Consider the following 20,984-nt stretch of genomic DNA (forward strand, 5'->3'; position numbering starts at 1 on the left):
GCAAAATCGGTATCCACTCTTGCTGAAGGCGGAGCTAGTAGCAGGTTTCTGGCGATGATACGAGGCATGAAAGCCCCTTCTTTCATGGATTTGGCGCTTCTGGCGGCCGAAAATGCCGGAAAAGCGGGCGAAGTTCCGATCGGATGCGTGGTGGTCCGCGATCACGAGGTGATCGCCACCGGCGCTAACCGGACGCTGACCGACCACGACCCGACCGGCCATGCCGAGATCATCGCGCTGCGCGCGGCCGCGGCGAAGATCGGCAGCGAGCGCCTGGTCGACTGCGACCTCTACGTGACGCTGGAGCCCTGCACCATGTGTGCGGGCGCGATCTCGTTTGCAAGGGTGAGGCGGCTCTATTACGGCGCGGCCGACCCCAAGGGCGGCGCGGTGGAGTCAGGCGTGCGGTTTTTTGCCTCGCCGACCTGTCACCACGCGCCGGACGTCTATTCCGGCGTCGGCGAGAGCGAGGCGGCGCGGCTGCTGAAGGAGTTCTTCCGGGAGCGGCGGTAGGAGCTACGCACTCCACTGTCATGCCCAGGCTTGACCGGGGCATCCAGTACGCCGCGGCCTGTCGAGTCGATCGCTGGCGTCACGGAGTACTGGATCGCCCGGTCAAGCCGGGCGATGACAGTTGTGGGTGTGGCGCACCGCGGTGCCTAAGCCGAGAAGAACTCGCGCAGCGCCCTCGCGGTGACATCCGGATTCTCCTCGGTGAGGAAGTGCCCCGAATCCACCGGCATGCCATCGACGTTGGTGGCCCATTGTGTCCACGTGTCCAGCGGCGTCGCGGCGGCCTGGGCGATGCCGGCATTGCCCCACAGCGCCAGCATCGGAATGGTGATCTTCTTGCCGGCCTCGAAATCGGCCTTGTCGAGGTCGTAGTCGAAATAGGCGCCGGCGCGGTAGTCCTCGCACATCGCATGAATGCGGGCGGGATCGCGAAACGGGGCGAGGTAATGCTCGAGCGCGCGCGGGTCGATCGCATCCAGCGTCTTCGACCTGGTCTGGCTCGCCATCTTGAAGCGCAGGAAGAACTCGCCTTGGCCTGCGATCAGCGTCTCCGGCAGCGGATAGGGCTGGGCCAGGAAGGTCCAGTGATAGATCTTCAAGGCGTAGGCGCGGTTCATCCGCTCCCAGTAATTATAGGTCGGCAGGATATCGAGCACGGCGAGCTTCGACAGCCGGCCAGGATGGTCGAGCGCGAGCCGATACGAGACGCGGCCGCCGCGGTCGTGGCCGGCGAGCGCGAAATGCACGTGGCCGAGCCGCTCCATGACCTCGACCATGGCTTTCGCCATGGCGCGCTTAGAGTAGGGGATGTGCAGCGCATCGCTCGCGGGCATGTCGGACCAGCCGTAGCCGGGCAGATCGGCGATGATCAGCGTGAAGTGCTCGGCGAGCTCAGGCGCCACCTGGTGCCACATCACGTGGGTCTCGGAGAAGCCGTGCAGCAGCAGCAGCGGCGGGCCCTTGCCGCCGACGCGGGCGAAGATGCGGCCGAACGAGGTATCGATCCATTCGGCGGCGAAGCCCGGATAGAGGTCGGCGAGATCGGACATCTTGTTGCATCCTTGTTGGTCGGTCCCGGGGCCGGCCTCGACAACAAAGTGTCGAAAACAACCCCATGCACAGTACCGGTATTATCGTCGGGGCAACTAAGCCCAACAGACAATTGCATATTTTGGAGTGTAGATGTGGCGGCGCGGTGACGCGAATGTCGAGATTTCCGGATCGGCGCGTTGGCGCGCCGTCCGCAATGACGACGCTAATTTTTGGCCTTTTCCGCCTCCACCGCCTGCCAGCCGATGTCGCGGCGGCAGAATCCGTCCGGCCAGTCGATGCGGTCGACGGCCTGATAGGCGCGTGCCTGCGCTTCCGTCACGGTCGCCCCCAGCGCGCAGACATTGAGCACGCGGCCGCCATTGGCGAGGATCGCGCCGTCCTTCTCAACCGTGCCGGCGTGAAAGATCTCGACATTGTCGACCTTGGCGGCCTCCTCCAGCCCGCCGATGCGGGTGCCCTTCTGGTAATCGCCGGGATAGCCCTTCGCGGCCATCACCACGGTGATGGCGGATTCCGGATACCAGCGCAGATCGAAATGCTTCAGCTCCCCGTCGCAGGCGGCGAGCAGCGCCGGCACGATGTCGCTCATCATGCGCAGCATCAAGACCTGGCACTCGGGATCGCCGAAGCGGACGTTGAACTCGAACAGTTTTGGGCCCTGCGTCGTCAGCATGATGCCGGCATAGAGCACGCCGCGGAACGGCGTGCCGCGCTGCTTCATGCCAGCGACCGTCGGCAGGATGATTTTGGCCATGATCGCGTCGTGGACGGCGGGCGTGACCAGCGGCGTCGGCGAATAGGCGCCCATGCCGCCGGTGTTCGGGCCAACGTCGTGGTCGAACACGCGCTTGTGGTCCTGGGCGGAGGCCAGCGGGATCGCCGTCTCGCCGTCGCACAGCGCAAAGAAGCTGATCTCGCGGCCCGGCAGAAACTCCTCGATCACCACCTCCGCGCCGGCCTCGCCGAAGGCGCCCTCGAACATCATGGCGATGGCGTCCTCGGCCTCGCGCACGGTTTTCGCGACGACGACGCCCTTGCCGGCGGCAAGGCCGTCGGCCTTGACCACGATCGGCGCGCCCTGGCTCTGCACATAGGCGCGCGCGTCGTCGGCATTGGTGAATCGCTCATAGGCGCCGGTCGGAATGCCGAACTCGGTGCACAGCGCCTTGGTGAACCCCTTGGAGCTTTCGAGCTGGGCCGCCGCCTTGCTCGGCCCGAACGCCTTGATGCCGCTAGCTGTGAGATCATCGACGATGCCGGCCGCCAGCGGCGTCTCCGGCCCGACCACCACGAGCTCGACCGCGTTCTGTTTGCAGAAGTCGATCACCGCGGCATGGTCGGCGACATCGAGCGCCACGCATTCCGCCTCCCTGGCGATGCCGGCATTGCCGGGCGCGCACCAGAATTTGGTCACCAGGGGAGAGGCTGCGATCTTCCACGCCAGAGCATGTTCGCGGCCGCCGGAACCGAGCAGGAGAATGTGCATAGGAGGCTCAGAAATGAAGGGTTTGCTGGGGCGGAGGTCGCATGAATCGGGGTGGGGCTCAAGGGGGATGGGGGGCGAGCTCCCTTCCATTCTGAGGCCCCAAGGAACGCCATTAGCACCGCAGCCCGATAAGGTGTGCCGTCTTCCGCAACCAACTTAGAGGTTCAAGATCTCCTCGACGACTGTGTGAATATCAGGGACAGGCGCTTCACAGTTCGAGCACTACCCTGCATTGTGCCCGCCTTATGACTCGCGAATCAGCCCCTCCAAATCAGAACGTGGCGACATCAAATGGATATGATAACCGAAGGACTGCTGGCTGAGTTCTCCAAGGAATTTCAAATTGGCGCCCTAACGGAGGACAAGCGATTTGAGCACCTCTGCGGGTTCATTGTTGTAAAGCGTCATTACTCAGAGACTTTCGATCCAAAAGACATTGTCGTAGGTGCGGGCGGTGACTTAGGTATCGACGCCATTGGAATTGTCGTCAATGGTGTCCTAGTGACTGACAAAGATCAGTTGGAGGACATGCTCGATGGCAATCCCGACTATTTGGACGTCACTTTCATATTCGTGCAAGCGGACCGAGGTGCAAATTTTGAGGCCGCTAAACTTGGGAGCTTTGGTTACGGGGTAGGAGAGTTCTTCAATCCCGCAACCAAGGAGCCTCGAAATCCACGCATCTCAGATTCTGTTGAGATAATGCGCGCGATCTACGCGAGGAGCAGCAAGTTCAAGCGAGGCAACCCCGCTTGCCTGCTCTACTACGTGACTACGGGCAAAGTAGTCGGAGACCTTTCGCTCGGGGCAAGAGCTGAGAAGGTGAAAGAAGAACTAACTTCGCTCGAATACTTTAGCGTGGTAGAGGTCACGCTGATTGGCGCAGCGGACATCTTGAAGCTGTATACGTTTTCCAAGAACTCCATCTCGCGAGAGCTTTCATTTCCCAGCCGACAAGATATTCCCGAAATCCCAGGCGTAAAGGAAGCGTTTGTTGGCTTCATACCCGCGCTGCATTACCTCCCCATAGTCTGCGATAATGACGAGATCGTCCGGAGCGTCTTCTACGACAACGTTCGAGACTGGCAGGGGTACAACGATGTTAACGACGAGATCCGTGCGACACTCGGGTCAGATCGCCGGAGGCGCTTTGTCCTGATGAACAACGGCATCACGATTATAGCTAGAAACATGACGCACACCGGAAGCAAATTCGTTATTGAAGACTTTCAGATCGTAAATGGGTGCCAAACAAGCCACGTTCTCTTCGAGAATAGGCAGCATTTGGATGAATCTGTGCTCGTGCCTCTACGTCTCATTTGGACGCAAGACGAGGAAGTGATTGAAGACATCATTCACGCGACAAACAAGCAGACAGAAGTCACTACCGAGCAGTTCTTTGCCATCACCACTTTCGCAAGACATCTCGAAGCATTTTTTAAGAACTTTCCGGAAGGCAAGAGGCTCTACTATGAACGGCGCTCGAGGCAGTACGATGGTCTGCCGGTCGAGAAGACGCGCGTTGTACCGCAGACAAGCGCAGTCAGGGCTTTCGCCGCCATGTTCCTTGCCGAACCTCACAACACGGTTCGAAGCTACAAGAAACTTTCAGAACGAGTTGGCAACGATATATTCATCCAAGAACACAAGCTATATCCGTATTACACTTCGGCATATGCTCTTTACGTTTTGGAGTATCTGTTTCGCAATCAGAAGATCGACAGCAAGTACAAGGTTGCAAGGTTCCAAATATTGTTGGCTGTTCGGTTGCTTGGCAACAAGATCCCAACACCAAAGTGGAACGCAAACGCGATGGATAAGTATTGAGGCAATCTGCGAGAACCTTTGGGATCCCTCGAAAGCCGATGTGCTCTTCGATCGCGCATTGAAAGCAATCGATTCGGTTTCTGGGTCGAGTTTGGATCGCGACAAACTCCATACAACAAAATTCACCGAGGACCTCATGATATACTGCGCGACGCAGTGAGAGGTAGACACACACCTTAGAGCGTTCGATGCAATGGCTATTCGAGGCGTAGCGCGCGGAGCGTTTCCCGAAACGCGGCGGCGACATCCGTTCACGATCGATGCCATCGTGGTGCTGCCTGACCACCTTCACACCGTGTGGACGTTACCGGAAGGTGATGCCGATTTTGCGATGCGCTGGCAGCTGATCAAATCCAGCTTTTCGCGCGGGCTGGCGCGCAATGAGAAGATATCCCAAAGCCGCTTGGCTTGAGGTGAACGGGGCATTTGGCAGCGCAGATATTGGGAGCATACCATTCGTGACGACGTCGATTTCGCGCGGCATGTCGACTATGTTCACATCAATCCGGTCAAGCACGGGCTCGTCCACCGGGTGCGTGACTGGGCACCCTCCTCGTTTCATCGCCACGTCAAGCTTGGCAATTACCCGGTCGATTGGGCTGGCGATCATTCGGATGACGGCCGCGGTTACGGTGAGCGGGAATAGAGCAGCGATGGGTTTCGCAAGGGCTCAACCCATCCTACGAACTGGAGAGAGCGTGGATCCTCAAAGAAACAATATTCAACAGGCTAAGTCCCCTTGCCTCCGCGCAAGCGGGAGAGGTGAACGATCCGCAGCAATCCCTTCCAGCCGAAGCCAACCCGCCAGGACGTGTGCTTATAAGCGGCTCGGCGCGTGAGGTCCACAGCGGCGGAGAAGCAGCAATCTTCCAAGGTCGCGCAAGGGCCAAACGCAGACGTCGCCAGTAGTCGCGACCGTTAACGCCATTCGATTCCGTATGCATCAATGGGCTGCTGAAAGCCTTTGAGATGGTAGGCACCCAAGCTTGACACTTGCACGCGATCCCGGATGCAATCCTGTACAGCCTTTGACACCAGAATGGCATCGGGGTCGGCCAACTGACACAAACGAGCGGCCAGTTGAACGGTCGCACCGAAAAGGTCGTTGCTGTCAGCAATCGGCTCGCCGACATCGATGCCAATTCGCACCTGAAGCTTCTCCTTGCTTGCCAGATTGAAGGCTTCAAATGCACGCTGGATGGCGCGGGCGCATTGCACGGAGGCCAAGGCGTCGGCAAAGGATGCCATGATACCATCGCCGGTGTGCTTCACGACATACCCGCCCTCGTCCTTCAAGGCCCGGCGCACCAGCGCGTCATGAGCCCGAACCATCTCCACCGAACGGGCATCGCCAAGACGCTCCGTCATGCTGGTAGAGCCAACGATGTCGGTGAACATGATAGCTCGCAGCGCCGAATCGAATTTGACATCATCTGCCCCGCCGCCAGGGACCGGGTCCGACACCCTCCCCAGAAACGCCTGGACCGCCGAGAGGTCCACTTCGATGACATCTTTCGCTACGTCGCCGTGAGCTTCGTCATGAACCCTCATCGCCGTTCGGATATCCGGTGCGTCGATGAGACAGAAGCCCGTACCGCGCGATTCATCAAACCAGTACGTTAGAAAACGAACGCCGTATCGATCTTGCACTTCCAAATCTTTGCGATGCGCCTCGGCGATATCGGCGGCAGTCAGCCCCGAGAGATCGTGTCGATCGAGGAAAATTGGCATCGGCAGCACCCTATCCCAATTCTTCGAAATATGGCCTGAAGTCTGCACCAAGCTTGCAGTTCCCGAAAGGGCCAATCCCTGCGTCCTGATGTCAGCCGGGGCCAACAGGCGGCATTGTAGACGCCGCAACGCCTGGACTTTGCGATTCCAGGAGAAGCCTTCGAGGGAGTCCCTGTGATATTATGATCCGATGCAGCTTATCTTCATCTATGGGCAAGTCGCCTCGGGAAAACTGACTATCGCGCGCCATCTTGCCTCGCGGACAGGGATTGCGCTGTTTCACAATCACCTCGTCGTCGACGCAGTTGGCGCGGTATTTCCGTTTGGCACAGAGGCATTCTCGCGTTTACGTGAGCAGTTCTGGATGGCTATGTTCGAGGAAGCCGCCAAGCAGAAGCGATCGCTGATATTCACATTCGCCCCCGAGCCAACGGTGGCCGGCGATTTTCCGGTCCGCGTACAAGAACTAGTGGAGCGGAATGGCGGCGAGGTCATCTTCGTCGCACTTCACCTGGAACAGGACGAGCAAGAGCGACGCCTGATCGATGAAGATCGTGCCGCCTTCGGCAAGATGCGGGATCTATCGCTGCTTCGCACACTCCGACCGCAGTTCGATGCCTGCATGGCATCAATGCCCCAGCCCGCACTCACCCTCGATGCAGGTCATCTGAAGCCGTCCGAGAGTGCCGAGGCTATCTCAAGCCTGATCTCGGCAAAGCCCACGAGAGAGACCTAGGGCGAGTTGCAGCCCGTAGGATGGGTTGGGCCCTTGCGAAACCCATCGCGATTTCGCGCGGCATGTCGACTATGTTCACATCAATCCGGTCAAGCACGGGCTCGTCAACCGGGTGCGTGACTGGGCGCCCTCCTCGTTTCATCGACCACGTCAGGCTTGGTAAATTACCCGGCCGATTGGGCCGGCGATCAGTCGGATGACGGCCGCGAATACGGAGAACGCGGATAGAGCAGCGATGGGTTTCGCAAGGGCTCAACCCATCCTACGAACTGGTGGATGATCTCGTCGAACTCGGCCAGGCGCTGCCGGCGATCGACTTTTCGCCGTGCGAGCAATCGGCTACACGGAAATTGCATTTCCACCGTGCGCTCGCAGGCGCTGATCCAACAAGGCCTAGGGATGACTGAGAAGCCGCAGCCGGGCGCGCCCGCCCTGGAAAAGGGGCTGGACCTTCTGGAGGCGCTGGCGGGCGCGGCGCGCGGACTGAGCCAGAAGCAGCTCGCCGAAACCGTCGGCCGCTCCGTCAGCGAGATCTTCCGGATGCTGGTGGCGCTGGAGCGGCGGGGCTATGTCGCGCGTGACCCCGCGACCGGCGAATACACGCTGACGCTGAAACTGTTCCGGATCGCGTCGCAATTCCCGCCGACCGAGCGGCTGCTGAAGGCGGCGCTGCCGGTCATGGAGCAGCTCGCCTCGCGCGTGCAGCTGTCCTGCCATCTCACGGTGCTGCACGGCGAGCAGTTCATGGTGATCGCCCGGATCGAGCCGGAATGGCTGATGGGCTGGTCGGTCAAGGTCGGCGCGGTGTTTCCGCTCACCCAGCAATATGCATCGGCGAAGGTTCTGGCGGCCTTCCAGCTCGAGGGCCGGCGGCAGGAGCTGGCGCAGGTCATCGCGGCCAATGATCGGATCAGCATCAAGAAGGCGCTTGCCGCGCTCGATCGCATTTCAGCGGAGGGAGGAAACTTCTCCAATGATGACGGCTATACGCGCATCCTTGCCTATAGCTGCCCGATCACCGAAGTCTCCGGCCGTGCCGTAGCCGCGATGACCGTCCCGCTGGTGCGGCAGGATCAGATCCCCGCGGCGGAGGCCAGCGCAATCGCCGCCGAGCTGCGCAGCGCGGCCAGGATCGTCTCCGAGAAGATCGGCGGCGTTTCCTGACGTATGCTGGGAGCAGGCTCCATTGCTGCAACGATGGAGGTGCACTCCCTCTCCCGCTTGCGGGAGAGGGCTGGGGAGAGGGTGTTTCCGCGATGGGATAGCCCCCTAGAGGAGAAAGCCCTCACCCGCGCGTTGCGCGACCTCTCCCACAAGCGGGAGAGGTTGCACCGAGCCCGCAGAAACGGGTCTGCTGCTTTCACCCTTTTTGTTTCTGTTCTGCGCTTTTTCCGTCGGAGCTTTTCGAGCGCTCTTCGAAACGATCAGGCCCCTTGGCGAGATCGTGCCCCATCTTGCTCTCGTTTTTCGCTTCTTCCTTGGACGTTGCTTCGCGCAAGCCTTCGGCGGCCCGTTCCCCCGCCTTTGATGATTTTCGTTCGTCATCCATTGGTGGCTCCTCCCTGATAAGACGCCTCCCAGGAAGCTCGCTGGTTGATCCCGGATTGGGCGTACCAACGTTCCAAGCAGATCGGCGAGACATTGTTCCTGCTGTCCGGTGAGGCTGTCAGTCGAGCCGCGGCACATGCCAGCCGAACAGCGCAGGCCGGCATCGATGTGCTCAGCACGCTTCGACGGGCCCAACAGCGCTCGAATGTCTGCCTTGGGTCAAGGCCGGCGTCGCCGGATTAAGCGACAAGGTCAGCTACACATCAAAAGCAGACGTTCACTCTCTTCAGGACTTCAGACGCCCCGTCTTCTGATCTCGTCCTCGATTTCTTTGAGCACCTTGAGGATTTCGGGACCATCCATGTCGTCAAGCGCGGCGCGCTTAAAGCGCTCAACGATCGTCAGCTCAGCCTTCGAAGAAGGTCCAGCCCCGCTTTCCATCGCCGTCTCCCTTTCCGTAAGTTCGTGGCTTCAATCGCGTGACCGAGAGCCGAGATGCTCCTGCTTTCGTCCCTGGGGCTAGTGACGGGGCCTGTCCCTGTTCTTCTGGATGGGAGGCGTGCTTGGATTTAGCTTGCTCCGGAAGTGGTTCAGGACGGCGTTGATAGCCCAGTCGCTCTTGTTCGCCACCCTCGTTCGAAAGTCGATTATTCTCTTCACGCGATTGCGTGCACGGGATTGAAGGTGTCCCATCATGTCGGAGCCCGCAGACCCGGCGACGAAACCCACTGGTTAATGTGAATAGCCACTTCGGCCTGACGAACCTTCTGCAGCAAGTCGTCCCTGTCCTTGCCAGGCCGCAGTCTTTCGGCCTGATCGCGCCCGCGTTGCGCAAATTGGGAAAGCCGTTCTGAAAGTGTCAAAATCCGAGATTGCATAGTGCTGCTCCCTGTCCGGTTGGGCGGGAGCACAATACTCTCAGTCACCGATAGAAGCCGTGGGCCGAGCGGTGATGAAGCGACTAGACACCCTATTCGGCAGGGAGTCGACCAAATTCGGTCGGGGCGCTTCGAATTGTCAATTCGCTGTACGAAGTAGGTAAAACAGCGCGCTATTTCCCTCGAGCTGGGCCGTTTCGCGCGAAGTCTCATGGCCGCTCATCAGCAGGGCGTCGTCTTCCCAAACCTGCCACTCCCACTTCTGCGGGAGAAGAGCGTCCAGCCTCACCTCAAGCATGCGCCTCGCGGGAATTTTGTGGGCCATACAGCGTATATCCGCTCTCAGTCACCGATATATGCTACTGGCCTTGCGGTGATGCCGAAACGCTAGCACGGCACTAAGGTATTGTCTGTACAGATGTTGCCGCTTGCGAGCGGCAACAGCACCATAGGGCTTGGGCTATTGCTATCGTCCGCTCCCTTCAAGGCAGTGGATCGTCGACCGGTCGTTCGGGGTGCCAGACGATCGGTACCGGCTTCCGAAGAAGTTCATACGAGCGGGCAAAGTTGCGTCCGAGGTTGTTTACTCCCCTCAGGAGAGCCCTAGCGCCATCGAAAGGATCGTGAGGAGACCGATGGCGGCTATTGCCCCAGCCAATAGCATCATCATCCACGTAGGACGATTACTGAACATTCCCTGCGCCTCCGGTGCAGCTCAACGTAGGCAACTACGTGGGTCGAGAGGCTGTTTGATCTAAATCAAAAGTCCATGTGTCCCGTTAAACCCCGGGTCTGAGTCCTTCAGGATTGCAGGACCTTAAAGACCACAGTGGTCCGTCTTCTTATCTCGTCCTCGATTTCTTTGAGCAACTGGAGGAGCTTGGGGCCATCCAATTCTTCGCGCGCGGCGCGCATATAACGCTCCACGATTTTTGGCTCGGCCGTCGAAATAGTTTCAGCCACGTTTTCCATCGCCGTCTCCGATCCGGTTAAGGTCTGCCATCGGCCGGCTTTGCTCATTCTCGCGCCGTGTGCGCTCTGCAAGCTCGGCCAGTTGCATGTACTCGCGTGCCATCGTCTCAAGCTCCCGCTTGGCTTCGGGATTGCCGGTTTGAGACGCCTGCCGCCGGCACAGCACTTCAAGCGAGCGATAGGAATAGTTGGGTAGGTAATCCATCCGGCCAGTATGATTGGCAACCGCGGTTAGGGTCTTTCACTTGCGTTACAAAGTGAGCAGTTCCGGGGTCACTATCACTCGGTTCCTGCACGGAACAATGTTGTGCTCGCCTCCGGCTACTCGATCCACTCCCCTCGCGGCTGCGGCGGGGTACAGCCCCCAAACAACGGGCATCTCCTCGCCAGCATCGTACCGTTCGCTTGCGATCTTCTCGATGACTAGTCGATGCTTCCTAAAGGTGGCTGCGATGTCGTTCGGCTCGGCTCCATCGGCAATCGCGCGGTCGGGCAAGGCGGACCACTCAACTTTGCAGACAACACGATCGTCGCCATCGAACATCGAGAACAGGACCGCTTCGGGCTGCTTCTCCTCGAAATGACCCGATGGATCAGGCGAAAGCGGCATCTCGGTTCTCCTGCGCTTAACGCCGAAGAACGCTGTGTCGCTCTGGTTCGTTCCTGGTGCCGTCCACTCCCTTCAAGGCAGTGAACGGAGCTTAAGGTCAGGCAGGGTCACAAGCGGTAATGCTTAGCCGATCACGAGATTTTCCGCTTCGTTCCTCCGGAGGCAGACATGCTCTGATGCGTACTCGCCTTACGCCAGCGTCATCCCGCCATCCACGACCCAAGCGGCACCGTTCACATGCGCCGCCTCGTCAGAAGCCAGGAAGGCAACGACGTTGGCGACATCCTGCGGCCGCCCATGGGCGGTCGCAACGTTTCGGCGCAACGCAATGGCGCTGTCACGCGCCTGGCCTTCCAATGCACGGATCATGCGCGACTCGACCGGGCCGGGCAGAACGGCGTTGACCCTGATCCTCGTGCCGGCGACATCGAGCGCCGCCGTTCGTGTCAGCCCGAGAACGGCGTGCTTGGAGGCGACATAGCCGGCGAGCCCTGCGCGCCCCCGGATCGCGGAGGTCGATGCGGTGTTGATGATGGCGCCCGTCCCACGCTGCATCATCCTTACGATGACGTGCTTGAGGCCGAGAAACACGCCCTTGACGTTCACCTGCAGCAATTGATCGAAGGTCTCGTCAGGGTATTCGTGAAGAGGCGCGACGACGCCCTCGATGCCGGCGTTGTTGGCGAAGGTGCCGATCGGCCCCAGGCGTGCCTCGGTCGCCTCGATGAAGGCGATGGTATCCTGAGCGAGCGAGACATCGGCGCGGATGGCGAGCGCCCTCGCCCCGGTCTGCTCGACCAGTTGGGCCGTGCCGCGCGCAGCCGCTTCGTCGCGATCGACGATCGCGACCGCAGCGCTCATCCGCGCCAGCCTCAACGCAATGGCGCGCCCGATATCACCGCCGCCGCCAGTGACCAGCGCGACCGGCGGCCGGCCGGTGCCGCTCACGACTTGGGGAATTCGCAGCCGCCATCCGCCAGCGGCCGCCAGGCCTCGGCCGGCGCGATGGTCTTGACCAGCTTGTAATAGTCCCAGGGATATTTGGAATCCGCGGGGGCCTTCACCTCGAACAGATACATGTTGTGCAGCTTGCGGCCGTCGGCACGGACGCTGCCCTTGCCGAACAGGGGATCATCGGTCGGCAGCTTCTTCATCTGCTCGACGACGGCCTTGCCGTCGCTGGAGGCGCCGAGCGCATCGACGGCCTTGAGGTAGTGCAGCGTCGTGGCGTAGGCGCCCGCATGCAGCGCGGTCGGATAGCGGCCGTTGTTGCGCGGCGCGAAGCGCTTGGTCCAGGCGCGGGTGTCGTCATTCAGATCCCAGTAGAAGGCTTCGGTGAACTGCAGCCCTTGCGCAATCTTCAGGCCGAGCGAATGCACGTCGCTGAGATACAGCACCGTCGCCACCACGCGCTGGCCTCCTTGCGGAATGCCGAACTCGACCGCCTGCTTGATGGAATTGATGGTGTCGCCGCCGGCATTGATCAGCGCGATGATCTCCGCCTTCGACGACTGGGCCTGCAACAGGAAGGACGAGAAGTCCTGCGTGTTGATCGGCGTGCGCACGCCGCCGAGAACCTTGCCGCCGGCTTTCTGCACGACGTTCTTGATGTCGCCTTCCATGGCATGGCCGAAGGCATAGTCCGCGGTGAGCAGGAACCAGCTCTTGCCGCCGCTCTCGACGACGGCGCGCGCGACACCCGACGACAGCGCATAGGTGTCGTAGGTCCAGTGCACGAGGTTCGGCGAGCACGCCTTGCCGGTCAGGTCCGACGAGGACGCGCCGGACACCAGCAGCGTCTTGTTGTTCTGCTGCACGATGTTGCGCACCGCGAGGGCGACGGCCGAGTTCGGTGCGTCGACGATGACATCGACGCCTTGCCGATCGATCCATTCGCGCGCGATGTTGGCGCCCACATCTGCCTTGTTCATGTGGTCGCCGCTGATGATCTCGATCGGCCGCGTCATCTTGGGCCCTGAAGCCTGGAAATCCTCGACCGCCATTTTGGCCCCCAGCACCGAGCCCGGACCGGTGACATCGGCATAGAGGCTGGACATGTCCGTCAGCACGCCGATGCGGAGCGGCTTTGCTTCCTGCGCCCGTGCACCGAACCCCGTCATGCCCAGCGCCAATCCGCCGGCGCCGGCCAGCAGCCGGCGGCGGCTCACCCGATATCGTCCAGCCATGTTTAGGCCCTCCCTTGCCTTGTGCGTTCTTCCCAATGTTTGCCGCCCGCACGTACATCGCATGCAGGCTGATCTTGTCGTTCAGGGCGTGAGGCGCTCGATGAGCCTGCGGTCCTCGACCTCGAATCCGCCGCCATAGACGTCAGACACCATGAAATGCGCGCCGAGGATTTCCGGCTCGAGCTCGGCAATCGGATCGTACGCGCTGGCGTGCAGCGTCATCGCGGCGCGACCCGGCACCGGCTTGGAGTATTTCAGCGGCGTGCGGCGATAGGCGATGTCCGCATAGGCCGTGCCGAGCCGCTCGGGATGCGGCAAACGGCGCACGTGGATCTCGCCGGCCGGCAGCTCGTCGCCGTCGACGATGCGGACGACCGGCGCGGACGCATCCGGCGTGAAGGTGAAATCGGCGAGCGGTATGCCGCGGCGCCGGACCCATCCGGTGATCGATCCGTCAGGATGCTCGTCGAAGGCGTAATGCGCATCCTTCTTGGTGTAGCCGAACACCTCGCGCCCGGCACAGATCCCCATCGGATCGCTGCAATACATGAAGATATGCGTTTCGGTGAACAGCCCCTTGTAGCGCACGGGCACCGAGATCATCAGGTCGAACATCTCGCCCGCGTGCACGGCAAGGGAATGGCCGGGCGAACGCATGAAGCGGAAGGCGACGCGGTCGCTGGCGATCTCGAACGGCGTCTCGGCGAGCAATGTCGCGACCTTGCCGGGCGCGACACGGGTCATGATCTCGACCGTCCGCAAGGTGCAGCCCCACTCCACCGGGTATGCCGGCGAATAGGGCGGATTGACCCCGCTATTCGGCTTGAGCCGGTACTGCCCGAACATGCGTCCGCGCGGATCGTCGGGATCGGTGACGACGGTCATCAGGAGCCGCTTCCTCGTTTTATTTATGATTTTTAGATTTCATATATGAAAGTCAGTGGAAGTCAAGCGATGGCCGTGGGGCAGTTCCCCAAGCCACCGAATCGATTGGCGCTGGCCTGCGAAAATCCCTAACGTCGCCCTCGACCCCAAAATGCCGAATCGTTTTTGAGATGCCGCCTGCGGAACAACTGCTTAACGCGCCTGAATTCACCGTCTCCGAACTGTCGCTGTCCCTGAAGCGGACGGTCGAGGACGCCTTCGGCCATGTCCGGGTCCGCGGCGAGATCTCCGGCTTCCGCGGGGCGCATTCGTCCGGCCATTGCTATTTCGCGCTCAAGGACGAGAGCGCCAAGATCGAGGCGGTGATCTGGAAGGGCGTGCATAGCCGCATGCGCTTCAAGCCCCAGGAGGGGCTCGAGGTGATCGCCACCGGCAAGCTCACGACCTATCCGGGCTCCTCGAAATACCAGATCGTGATCGAGGCGCTGGAGCCGGCCGGCATCGGCGCGCTGATGGCGCTGATGGAGGAGCGCAAGAAGAAGCTCGCCGCCGAAGGCCTGTTCGACGAGGCGCGCAAGCAGCTGCTGCCGTGGCTGCCGGAGGTGATCGGCGTCGTCACCTCGCCGACCGGCGCCGTCATCCGCGACATCCTGCATCGGCTGGAGGACCGCTTTCCCCGCCGCGTGCTGGTGTGGCCGGTCAAGGTGCAGGGCGACGGCTCGGCCGAGCAGGTCGCGGCCGCGATCCGCGGGTTCAACGCGCTGCCCGAAGGCGGCAGGATTCCGCGGCCCGATGTGCTCATCGTCGCGCGCGGCGGCGGCTCGCTGGAGGACCTCTGGTCGTTCAACGAGGAGATCGTGGTGCGCGCCGCAGCCGAGAGCATGATCCCGCTGATCTCGGCGGTGGGGCACGAGACCGACATCACGCTGATCGACTTCGTCGCCGACAAGCGCGCGCCGACGCCGACGGCGGCGGCCGAGATGGCGGTGCCGGTGCGCAGCGACTTGTTCGTCGAGGTGGGCGATCTCGGACGCCGCACCCGCGCCTATTGGCAACGCGCCCAGGAGAGCCGCCGCAGCGAGCTGCGCGCTGCTGCGCGCGCGTTGCCGGCGGCGGGCGATCTGCTCGCGATCCCGCGGCAGCGCCTGGATTCGGCGGGCGCGTCCCTGCCCCGCTGCCTCAAGGCCAACACGCATGCGCATTTCCGCAGGTTCACCGCGGCGAGCGCGAAGCTGACGCTGCGCGTGCTGCACGGCCAGATCTCGCAGGCCGATCATCGGCTCACGGTTTGCGGCGAGCGGCTCGGCCTGTCCGCGCGCTCGCTGTTGCGGCAGCGGCGCGACCGCTTTGCGGGCTTGCAGGTGCGCCTGCGCGCCTCAAAGCTTGCGAATGCGCAGGCGCAGCGCAACGCGATTGCCCGCCAGCGCGAGCGTACCCATCGTCTGACTGAGCGGGCGCAGCGCGCGCTCGTCACGCTGCTGCACCGGCTGGAGGCGCGGGTCGAGAACAGCGGCAAGCTGCTCTCGGCGCTGTCCTATCGCAGCGTGCTCGCGCGCGGCTTTGCGCTGGTGCGCGACGAGGCCGGGCATCCCGTGCATGCGGCTGATACGATCGGCCCCGGCGCGCGGGTCGAGATCGAGTTCGCGGACGGCCGCGTCGGCGCGACGGCGGATGCGGACCGTCCGGCGCCCGCGGAGAGGCGCGCGCCGGCGCAGGCCAAGCCGGCGGCGGAGACGAAGCCGGCACCGAGGCGCCTGGCCAAGCCGGTGGATCAGGGCAGCTTGTTCTGAGGGGGAGGACGGGCTCAGGCCACGGTGTCATTCCCCGCGAAAGCGGGGAATCCAGTACGCCGCGGCTTCTCGATTGAATCGCAACGCCGCGGAGTACTGGATCGCCCGGTCAAGCCGGGCGATGACAGCGCGTGTGTGGAACGCGCGTCGCCACAAATAGGTGGAGACAGCTCGCCTACCGACACGACAATCCCGCCTCGATCGTGGTCCAGAAGCCGCAATGGTCCGGCGCGCGGTGGGGGCCGGCGTGGGCTTCGAACAGCAGGATCGCGACGGTGAAGACGATCAGGGCGGACGCGAAGAGCGTGATGCGGTTGCGCATATGAGATGCGTTTAATCGACATCGTGGTCGAATGATGGCGCGGGCACGTGCTACGACACCGCCATCACCGCGCCAGCCATTGCGCGACGTCCTTCTGCGAGGCGGCGCGGGCTTCGGCATCGGCGTGCTCGGGCGCGCCGGCGGCGTGCAGCGGCGTGCCGGCACGGTCGAAATCGTGACCGGCGCCGGGATAGACCACGATGCGCGCCAGCGCGCTGCGGCCGCGCGCACCATCCACCATCTGGCGGCAGGCCGGCGGCGACGACACCTCGTCATCGGCGCCGATCAAGACCAGCGTCGGCACCCGCGTGCTCCAGCCGAGGCCCGCCGAGATCCGGCAATCCGGATAGAACGCGATGGCGGCGCGGAAATCCGGACCGGAATCGCGGCCTGCGTTCTGCGGACGCACGGCCCAGAGCAGCGCGCTCGCACCATTGGCCCAGCCGATCAGGCTGATGCGGTCCCGCGCCACGAATGGCTGCTGCATCAGCCAGGCGCGCGCGGCCGCGATATCGGCGACGCGTTCGCGCCGCGCCTTGACGTGCATCTCCTTGACGCGGCATTGCGGGCCGAGCTCGCGCGAGCCGTAGCTGTCGGGCAGCAGCACGGCATTGCCGGCCTTGAGCAGGCGCTCGGCCCAGTCGCGATAGGGCGGCAGCACGGGATCGGAATGGCTACCCAGCCCACCGCAGCTGTGCAGCGCAATCACGGCCGGGAATGGCCCCTTGCCCGCGGGCTTGTAGAGCTGCGCATGGAGCACGCCGGACGCCAGCGGAATCTCGACCGGCTGCGGCGCCGGGGCGGCGTGCGCGGCCGACATCAGCAGCGTCAGGAACAGGGCGGTCATCGGAGTCTGCCGCAGGAGCTGCCGGAACCAGCGCCCCTTCGACTGAAGCCTCATCGCGCGAAAACGGCGGCAAATCATCACGAACCGGTGGGTTTAACGGGCGGACAAGCCACCCCATCTATGCTACATCCCGTCCAACACATCGTGCCTTCCACGGCCTTCCATGGAGAGGCCTTCCCGGAGACTTTCGACCGTGCTGAACAAGTTCGGCCCCTCGGGCCATGGCGAAGCGCAGGTGCAATATCTCGACGGCGATTTCCGCGTGATCTCGCCGGGGACCTTCGTGCGCTGCGCGATCACCGACGTCCGCATCCCGCTCGACGAACTGAAGTATTGGAGCGTCGATCTGCAGGAGGCCTATGCCACGCCCACCGCGGTGCTGCAGCGGCATTTTCCCGGCGCACCGAAGCAGTCGTGATCCCTCGGCTCTCGTAACTCTCGCAGTGCGGGCAAAACCGGCAGACACACGAGGTTGGCGGTAACAATTGCAGGGTGCAATTTCATCTGACTTCTCCTGGACGCGGCTTCATCGATAGGCCTGCGGCCATGAATGCCGGCTGAATGTTCGCCGATATCTAAAATTGTCCGGCTCCCATTGGGGCCCATTTAAGCCGGCCTGCACCACATTGCCTCGGGATAAAGTGGCAATCGGGCAGGAAAGCATGGACCTCCGGAGAATTTTCAGCCGTTCGTTCGGTGCACCTTCGAGCGCAAAGAATCATTTGCTCGAACGGTTCATCCGCGACGAGCAGGGCAGCTACGTGCTCATTTCTGCGCTGCTCATGCCGGTCCTGGTCGGCACCGCCGGCCTCGGAACGGAAGTGGGCTGGTGGTACTACAAGCACAAGAACATGCAGAGCGTTGCAGATTCCGGCGCGGTCAGCGCTGCGACGGCTGCCAGTGTCGGCGGCGACCCCTCGTCCGAAGCCAAGGCGGTCGCGGCAAATTATGGCTACACCGACGGGGCGAACGACGTCACTGTCACGGTGAACCAGCCACCGAAAACAGGCAGTCAAGCGTCGAACGCGCAGGCCATCGAAGTCATCGTCAGTCAGCCGCAGCGTCGGCTGCTGTCGGCCTTGTTCGGCTCGGATCGCGTACCAATCACCGCGCGCTCGGTCGCCCTGCCCAATTCCGGGACGGGCTGCGTACTTGCGCTCAACACGAGCGCAAGCCCCGCCGTCAATGTCAGCGGCGGCAACCAGCTCAACCTGATCAAGTGCAATCTCTATAGCAATTCGAGCGCAAGCCCCTCGCTCAACGTCGCCGGCAGCGCCTCGGTGGCAGCAAACCAGGTCGGCGTGGTCGGCGACGTCTCGGGCGCAAGCAGCATCACGGCGACCAACGGGGTCAAGACGCACATCACGCCTGTCCCCGATCCCTATGCCGACGTCTCTCCGCCTACGCGGCCGAGCTGCAGCAATGCCAAGATCACGGTCAACGCCAACGGAAAGACAAACTCGCTCGACCCCGGCTGCTACATGGGCAGCATCACGGTCAACGCCGGCGCAGTCCTGAACCTCAATCCGGGCATCTACTATCTGGATGGCGCCAGCCTGAGCGTCGCCGGAAATGCCACCATCACCGGCAGCGGCGTCACCCTGGTGTTCACCGGCTCCGGCAGCGACTGGGGCACCGCCTCAATCGGCAGCAACGCGACCGTCGACCTGACCGGGCCGACCAGCGGCCCGACGAAGGGCATCGTCATGTACGGCGACCGCAACATGCCTGCCGGGACCAATTTCAATCTCACCGGCGGCAGCACGCAGAATTTCGGCGGTGCCATCTACCTGCCGAAGGCCAATCTCAGCTTCAGCGGCGGCAACGGCACCAGCACATCCTGCACCAAGATCATCGCGGATACGCTGACGTTCAGCGGCACGTCGAACCTGCAGGTCAATTGCACCGCGCTCGGCACCGCGACGATCGGTTCGCAAACCGCGCAGCTCGTCGAATGAGGTTTGGGGCGATGCAGATCCGGAATTACTCATCCAGGCTTGGCCGTCGATTGCTTGGTTCTCTGGCGCGCCACGTGAGCAATGCGGCCGGCGATCAACGGGGCGTCGCGGCAGCCGAATTCGCGATTCTAATTCCCCTGCTGTCCCTGATGGTCGTCTCGGTCACGGACATCGGGCTGGCGCTCTATCGCAAGATGCAGGTCGAAAATGCCGCGCAAGCCGGAGCCCAGTACGCGATTGCGCGCGGCTTCGACACGAACGGCATCGCGAACGCCGTCGCAAGTGCCACCAGCGCGACGAACATCACCGCGTCACCTCCGCCGGTCCAATTCTGCGGATGTCCAACGAGTGCGGGCGTGAGCGCCACCAGCTGCGGAACGGTCTGCACCGGCGGTGCGCCGGCCGGAACATATACGACAGTCTCGGCGAAAGCGACGTATTATACGATCATCGATTATCAGATCGTGGCGGCCACATACACGTACACCGCGCAGTCCACCACGAGGCTGCAGTGAAGCTCACCGCAGCATGGCGAGACACGCGGGGCACCACAGCGCTGGAATTCGCGCTGACCGCTCCCGTGTTCTTCCTGTTCATATTCGGGATCATCGAATGCGGATTGCTGTTCTGGACTCAGCTGGGAATCCAGCATGGGAGCGAAATGGCGGCGCGCTGCGCGACGGTCAACAACACGCTCTGCCCGAACAGCAGCGCGATCACGACCTACGCCGCCCAGCAGGCCTACGGCCTCACGCTGCCGCCGGGGACATTCACCTTTGCCACGGCCGCGTGCGGCAACCAGGTCAGCGCGAGCTATTCATTCGAGTTTCCGCAGATCATCAACCTGTCTCCGATCACGCTGACCGCGCGGGCATGTTTTCCGAGTTGAGGTCGCCGACAGCCGGTTTTGCCGCGAAGGTAAAGGGCGATGTGCCCGCGCCGCATTGCCGGCAACTCAGCAAAATGGTCTCTGTCGGGACGGACGCTTGCGTTCTACATTCCTTGCAGCCGTGGGTGAGTCGTTTCGCGCTTGGGTTGGATTTTTTTTGCAGTTCCGCGTCTTTAAGTTGTTTGACGAAGTCTTGCTGAAACAATGAGCTGCTATATCGCACGCCAGGTAACCGGCCCCCGTTCTTTTTTACCGCACAGGCAATCGACCAACCAATCAGCCACTGAGCTCTGGAACTGGACGATCTGTGAACGGGCTCATACGAAGAGCCATTCTAGCGGGCTACGATCACCTCGAAAATCAGCGGTGGAATATCTGTAAATCAAATCAAGCGGTGGGGGTGGATCATGCCCGCCATATTCGAACTGCTCTACCGTGAATATTGCCGCGCCCGCCTCGCTGAAATGCGCAAGCAGCTTCTGATCGCAGCCGAACGATCCGAGGCTCTCGAAGCGCTTTGTCGTCCTGCGGACCAGGGTGACGACGAGAGAACGGACACGCACAGCAAGACCGGTCACGCCACGCCGAATTGAAGCGGCTCCCAGACCGAACGATCACTCCCGCGCAGCAATGACCAAGCAATTGGCAACATTTGGGAGACAGCAATGAATACACCCGAATGCTACACCGTCGTCGTCGCCTGCATGTCGTGCCTGACCATCATCGGATTGATGGCCACGGGCGCGTGGTGAG

Annotated in this window: 23 protein-coding genes and 1 pseudogene; 11 read left to right on the forward strand and 13 right to left on the reverse strand. The window is 62.1% G+C overall.

The window, feature by feature from the left end; genetic code table 11:
* Nucleotides 1–54: 54 nt before the first annotated feature.
* Complete coding sequence (locus ACVWYQ_RS18970) at nucleotides 55–513, forward strand: nucleoside deaminase (RefSeq protein WP_404544046.1); 459 nt, start codon at nucleotides 55–57, stop codon at nucleotides 511–513.
* A gap of 146 nt (nucleotides 514–659) precedes the next feature.
* Here the strand turns inward: ACVWYQ_RS18970 and ACVWYQ_RS18975 are convergent, their stop codons facing one another.
* Both ACVWYQ_RS18975 and purD read right to left on the reverse strand, forming a co-directional pair.
* On the reverse strand, nucleotides 660–1,562 hold the full coding sequence (locus ACVWYQ_RS18975) for an alpha/beta fold hydrolase (RefSeq protein WP_404544048.1): 903 nt from the start codon (nucleotides 1,560–1,562) through the stop codon (nucleotides 660–662).
* 206 nt (nucleotides 1,563–1,768) lie between these two features.
* Nucleotides 1,769–3,052 carry a phosphoribosylamine--glycine ligase gene (gene purD, locus ACVWYQ_RS18980; protein ID WP_456726259.1) on the reverse strand — a complete coding sequence of 428 codons (1,284 nt, stop codon included), beginning with the start codon at nucleotides 3,050–3,052 and terminating at the stop codon, nucleotides 1,769–1,771.
* A 291-nt stretch (nucleotides 3,053–3,343) separates the two neighbouring features.
* Between purD and ACVWYQ_RS18985 the strand changes: the two genes are divergently transcribed.
* A complete protein-coding gene (locus ACVWYQ_RS18985; RefSeq protein WP_456726260.1) occupies nucleotides 3,344–4,879 on the forward strand; it encodes an AIPR family protein in 1,536 nt (511 codons plus the stop codon).
* Between the two features lie 214 nt (nucleotides 4,880–5,093).
* Nucleotides 5,094–5,525 (forward strand): annotated as a pseudogene (locus ACVWYQ_RS18990) (REP-associated tyrosine transposase); the annotation flags it as partial.
* A 272-nt stretch (nucleotides 5,526–5,797) separates the two neighbouring features.
* Here the strand turns inward: ACVWYQ_RS18990 and ACVWYQ_RS18995 are convergent.
* Complete coding sequence (locus tag ACVWYQ_RS18995) at nucleotides 5,798–6,610, reverse strand: nickel-binding protein (RefSeq protein WP_404546360.1); 813 nt, start codon at nucleotides 6,608–6,610, stop codon at nucleotides 5,798–5,800.
* Nucleotides 6,611–6,800: 190 nt separating this feature from the next.
* On the opposite strand from ACVWYQ_RS18995, the gene ACVWYQ_RS19000 reads away from it, so the two are divergent.
* Both ACVWYQ_RS19000 and ACVWYQ_RS19005 read left to right on the forward strand, forming a co-directional pair.
* Nucleotides 6,801–7,346, forward strand: a complete 546-nt coding sequence (locus tag ACVWYQ_RS19000; RefSeq protein WP_404544056.1) for a hypothetical protein — start codon at nucleotides 6,801–6,803, stop codon at nucleotides 7,344–7,346.
* Between the two features lie 399 nt (nucleotides 7,347–7,745).
* Nucleotides 7,746–8,510, forward strand: coding sequence for an IclR family transcriptional regulator (locus tag ACVWYQ_RS19005; RefSeq protein WP_456726261.1), 765 nt, complete (start codon nucleotides 7,746–7,748; stop codon nucleotides 8,508–8,510).
* A gap of 196 nt (nucleotides 8,511–8,706) precedes the next feature.
* Here the strand turns inward: ACVWYQ_RS19005 and ACVWYQ_RS19010 are convergent, their stop codons facing one another.
* From ACVWYQ_RS19010 to ACVWYQ_RS19045, 8 genes are all read right to left on the reverse strand, one after another.
* Nucleotides 8,707–8,895, reverse strand: a complete 189-nt coding sequence (locus tag ACVWYQ_RS19010) for a hypothetical protein (RefSeq protein WP_456726262.1) — start codon at nucleotides 8,893–8,895, stop codon at nucleotides 8,707–8,709.
* A 293-nt stretch (nucleotides 8,896–9,188) separates the two neighbouring features.
* On the reverse strand, nucleotides 9,189–9,335 hold the full coding sequence (locus ACVWYQ_RS19015) for a hypothetical protein (protein WP_271539103.1): 147 nt from the start codon (nucleotides 9,333–9,335) through the stop codon (nucleotides 9,189–9,191).
* A 1,238-nt stretch (nucleotides 9,336–10,573) separates the two neighbouring features.
* Nucleotides 10,574–10,744, reverse strand: a complete 171-nt coding sequence (locus ACVWYQ_RS19020) for a hypothetical protein (RefSeq protein ID WP_456726263.1) — start codon at nucleotides 10,742–10,744, stop codon at nucleotides 10,574–10,576.
* A complete protein-coding gene (locus ACVWYQ_RS19025; RefSeq protein WP_271539107.1) occupies nucleotides 10,728–10,949 on the reverse strand; it encodes a hypothetical protein in 222 nt (73 codons plus the stop codon). Before ACVWYQ_RS19025 ends, ACVWYQ_RS19020 begins: the two co-directional genes overlap by 17 nt.
* Nucleotides 10,950–10,994: 45 nt before the next feature.
* Complete coding sequence (locus ACVWYQ_RS19030; RefSeq protein ID WP_404544060.1) at nucleotides 10,995–11,354, reverse strand: DUF1488 family protein; 360 nt, start codon at nucleotides 11,352–11,354, stop codon at nucleotides 10,995–10,997.
* A gap of 189 nt (nucleotides 11,355–11,543) precedes the next feature.
* A complete protein-coding gene (locus ACVWYQ_RS19035; protein WP_404544063.1) occupies nucleotides 11,544–12,302 on the reverse strand; it encodes an SDR family NAD(P)-dependent oxidoreductase in 759 nt (252 codons plus the stop codon).
* Entirely contained in the window at nucleotides 12,299–13,474 is a 1,176-nt protein-coding gene (locus tag ACVWYQ_RS19040; RefSeq protein ID WP_404546361.1) for an ABC transporter substrate-binding protein, read from the reverse strand. The genes ACVWYQ_RS19035 and ACVWYQ_RS19040 overlap by 4 nt, the downstream gene beginning before the upstream one ends.
* A gap of 147 nt (nucleotides 13,475–13,621) precedes the next feature.
* Nucleotides 13,622–14,425 carry an acetoacetate decarboxylase family protein gene (locus ACVWYQ_RS19045; RefSeq protein ID WP_404544065.1) on the reverse strand — a complete coding sequence of 268 codons (804 nt, stop codon included), beginning with the start codon at nucleotides 14,423–14,425 and terminating at the stop codon, nucleotides 13,622–13,624.
* A gap of 170 nt (nucleotides 14,426–14,595) precedes the next feature.
* On the opposite strand from ACVWYQ_RS19045, the gene xseA reads away from it, so the two are divergent.
* A complete protein-coding gene (gene xseA, locus ACVWYQ_RS19050) occupies nucleotides 14,596–16,215 on the forward strand; it encodes an exodeoxyribonuclease VII large subunit (protein ID WP_404544067.1) in 1,620 nt (539 codons plus the stop codon).
* 175 nt (nucleotides 16,216–16,390) lie between these two features.
* On the opposite strand, the gene ACVWYQ_RS19055 is transcribed toward xseA, so the two are convergent.
* Nucleotides 16,391–16,537, reverse strand: a complete 147-nt coding sequence (locus ACVWYQ_RS19055; protein ID WP_271539112.1) for a hypothetical protein — start codon at nucleotides 16,535–16,537, stop codon at nucleotides 16,391–16,393.
* Between the two features lie 64 nt (nucleotides 16,538–16,601).
* On the reverse strand, nucleotides 16,602–17,384 hold the full coding sequence (locus ACVWYQ_RS19060; RefSeq protein ID WP_404544070.1) for a dienelactone hydrolase family protein: 783 nt from the start codon (nucleotides 17,382–17,384) through the stop codon (nucleotides 16,602–16,604).
* A 193-nt stretch (nucleotides 17,385–17,577) separates the two neighbouring features.
* Between ACVWYQ_RS19060 and ACVWYQ_RS19065 the strand changes: the two genes are divergently transcribed.
* The 5 genes from ACVWYQ_RS19065 (at nucleotide 17,578) to ACVWYQ_RS19085 (ending at nucleotide 20,824) form a co-directional block, all read left to right on the forward strand.
* Entirely contained in the window at nucleotides 17,578–17,802 is a 225-nt protein-coding gene (locus tag ACVWYQ_RS19065; RefSeq protein ID WP_271539116.1) for a DUF2093 domain-containing protein, read from the forward strand.
* Nucleotides 17,803–18,046: 244 nt separating this feature from the next.
* Nucleotides 18,047–19,342, forward strand: coding sequence for a TadE/TadG family type IV pilus assembly protein (locus ACVWYQ_RS19070; RefSeq protein ID WP_271539117.1), 1,296 nt, complete (start codon nucleotides 18,047–18,049; stop codon nucleotides 19,340–19,342).
* A gap of 74 nt (nucleotides 19,343–19,416) precedes the next feature.
* Complete coding sequence (locus ACVWYQ_RS19075; RefSeq protein WP_271539119.1) at nucleotides 19,417–19,857, forward strand: TadE/TadG family type IV pilus assembly protein; 441 nt, start codon at nucleotides 19,417–19,419, stop codon at nucleotides 19,855–19,857.
* The gene (locus tag ACVWYQ_RS19080; RefSeq protein ID WP_271539121.1) at nucleotides 19,854–20,231 is read left to right on the forward strand and encodes a TadE/TadG family type IV pilus assembly protein; all 378 of its coding nucleotides are present in this window, start codon (nucleotides 19,854–19,856) and stop codon (nucleotides 20,229–20,231) included. Before ACVWYQ_RS19075 ends, ACVWYQ_RS19080 begins: the two co-directional genes overlap by 4 nt.
* A 407-nt stretch (nucleotides 20,232–20,638) precedes the next feature.
* Complete coding sequence (locus ACVWYQ_RS19085) at nucleotides 20,639–20,824, forward strand: hypothetical protein (RefSeq protein WP_271539123.1); 186 nt, start codon at nucleotides 20,639–20,641, stop codon at nucleotides 20,822–20,824.
* Nucleotides 20,825–20,984 lie beyond the last annotated feature (160 nt).

It is taken from the genome of Bradyrhizobium sp. USDA 3397 (assembly GCF_054060965.1).

Coding starts and splice junctions, on each gene's coding strand:
- ACVWYQ_RS18970 (WP_404544046.1), top strand. CDS start 55: ATGATACGAGGCATGAAAGCCCCTTCTTTCATGGATTTGGCGCTTCTG.
- ACVWYQ_RS18975 (WP_404544048.1), bottom strand. CDS start 1,562: ATGTCCGATCTCGCCGACCTCTATCCGGGCTTCGCCGCCGAATGGATC.
- purD (WP_456726259.1), bottom strand. CDS start 3,052: ATGCACATTCTCCTGCTCGGTTCCGGCGGCCGCGAACATGCTCTGGCG.
- ACVWYQ_RS18985 (WP_456726260.1), top strand. CDS start 3,344: ATGGATATGATAACCGAAGGACTGCTGGCTGAGTTCTCCAAGGAATTT.
- ACVWYQ_RS18995 (WP_404546360.1), bottom strand. CDS start 6,610: ATGCCAATTTTCCTCGATCGACACGATCTCTCGGGGCTGACTGCCGCC.
- ACVWYQ_RS19000 (WP_404544056.1), top strand. CDS start 6,801: ATGCAGCTTATCTTCATCTATGGGCAAGTCGCCTCGGGAAAACTGACT.
- ACVWYQ_RS19005 (WP_456726261.1), top strand. CDS start 7,746: ATGACTGAGAAGCCGCAGCCGGGCGCGCCCGCCCTGGAAAAGGGGCTG.
- ACVWYQ_RS19010 (WP_456726262.1), bottom strand. CDS start 8,895: ATGGATGACGAACGAAAATCATCAAAGGCGGGGGAACGGGCCGCCGAA.
- ACVWYQ_RS19015 (WP_271539103.1), bottom strand. CDS start 9,335: ATGGAAAGCGGGGCTGGACCTTCTTCGAAGGCTGAGCTGACGATCGTT.
- ACVWYQ_RS19020 (WP_456726263.1), bottom strand. CDS start 10,744: ATGGAAAACGTGGCTGAAACTATTTCGACGGCCGAGCCAAAAATCGTG.
- ACVWYQ_RS19025 (WP_271539107.1), bottom strand. CDS start 10,949: ATGGATTACCTACCCAACTATTCCTATCGCTCGCTTGAAGTGCTGTGC.
- ACVWYQ_RS19030 (WP_404544060.1), bottom strand. CDS start 11,354: ATGCCGCTTTCGCCTGATCCATCGGGTCATTTCGAGGAGAAGCAGCCC.
- ACVWYQ_RS19040 (WP_404546361.1), bottom strand. CDS start 13,474: ATGACGGGGTTCGGTGCACGGGCGCAGGAAGCAAAGCCGCTCCGCATC.
- ACVWYQ_RS19045 (WP_404544065.1), bottom strand. CDS start 14,425: ATGACCGTCGTCACCGATCCCGACGATCCGCGCGGACGCATGTTCGGG.
- xseA (WP_404544067.1), top strand. CDS start 14,596: ATGCCGCCTGCGGAACAACTGCTTAACGCGCCTGAATTCACCGTCTCC.
- ACVWYQ_RS19055 (WP_271539112.1), bottom strand. CDS start 16,537: ATGCGCAACCGCATCACGCTCTTCGCGTCCGCCCTGATCGTCTTCACC.
- ACVWYQ_RS19060 (WP_404544070.1), bottom strand. CDS start 17,384: ATGACCGCCCTGTTCCTGACGCTGCTGATGTCGGCCGCGCACGCCGCC.
- ACVWYQ_RS19070 (WP_271539117.1), top strand. CDS start 18,047: ATGGACCTCCGGAGAATTTTCAGCCGTTCGTTCGGTGCACCTTCGAGC.
- ACVWYQ_RS19085 (WP_271539123.1), top strand. CDS start 20,639: ATGCCCGCCATATTCGAACTGCTCTACCGTGAATATTGCCGCGCCCGC.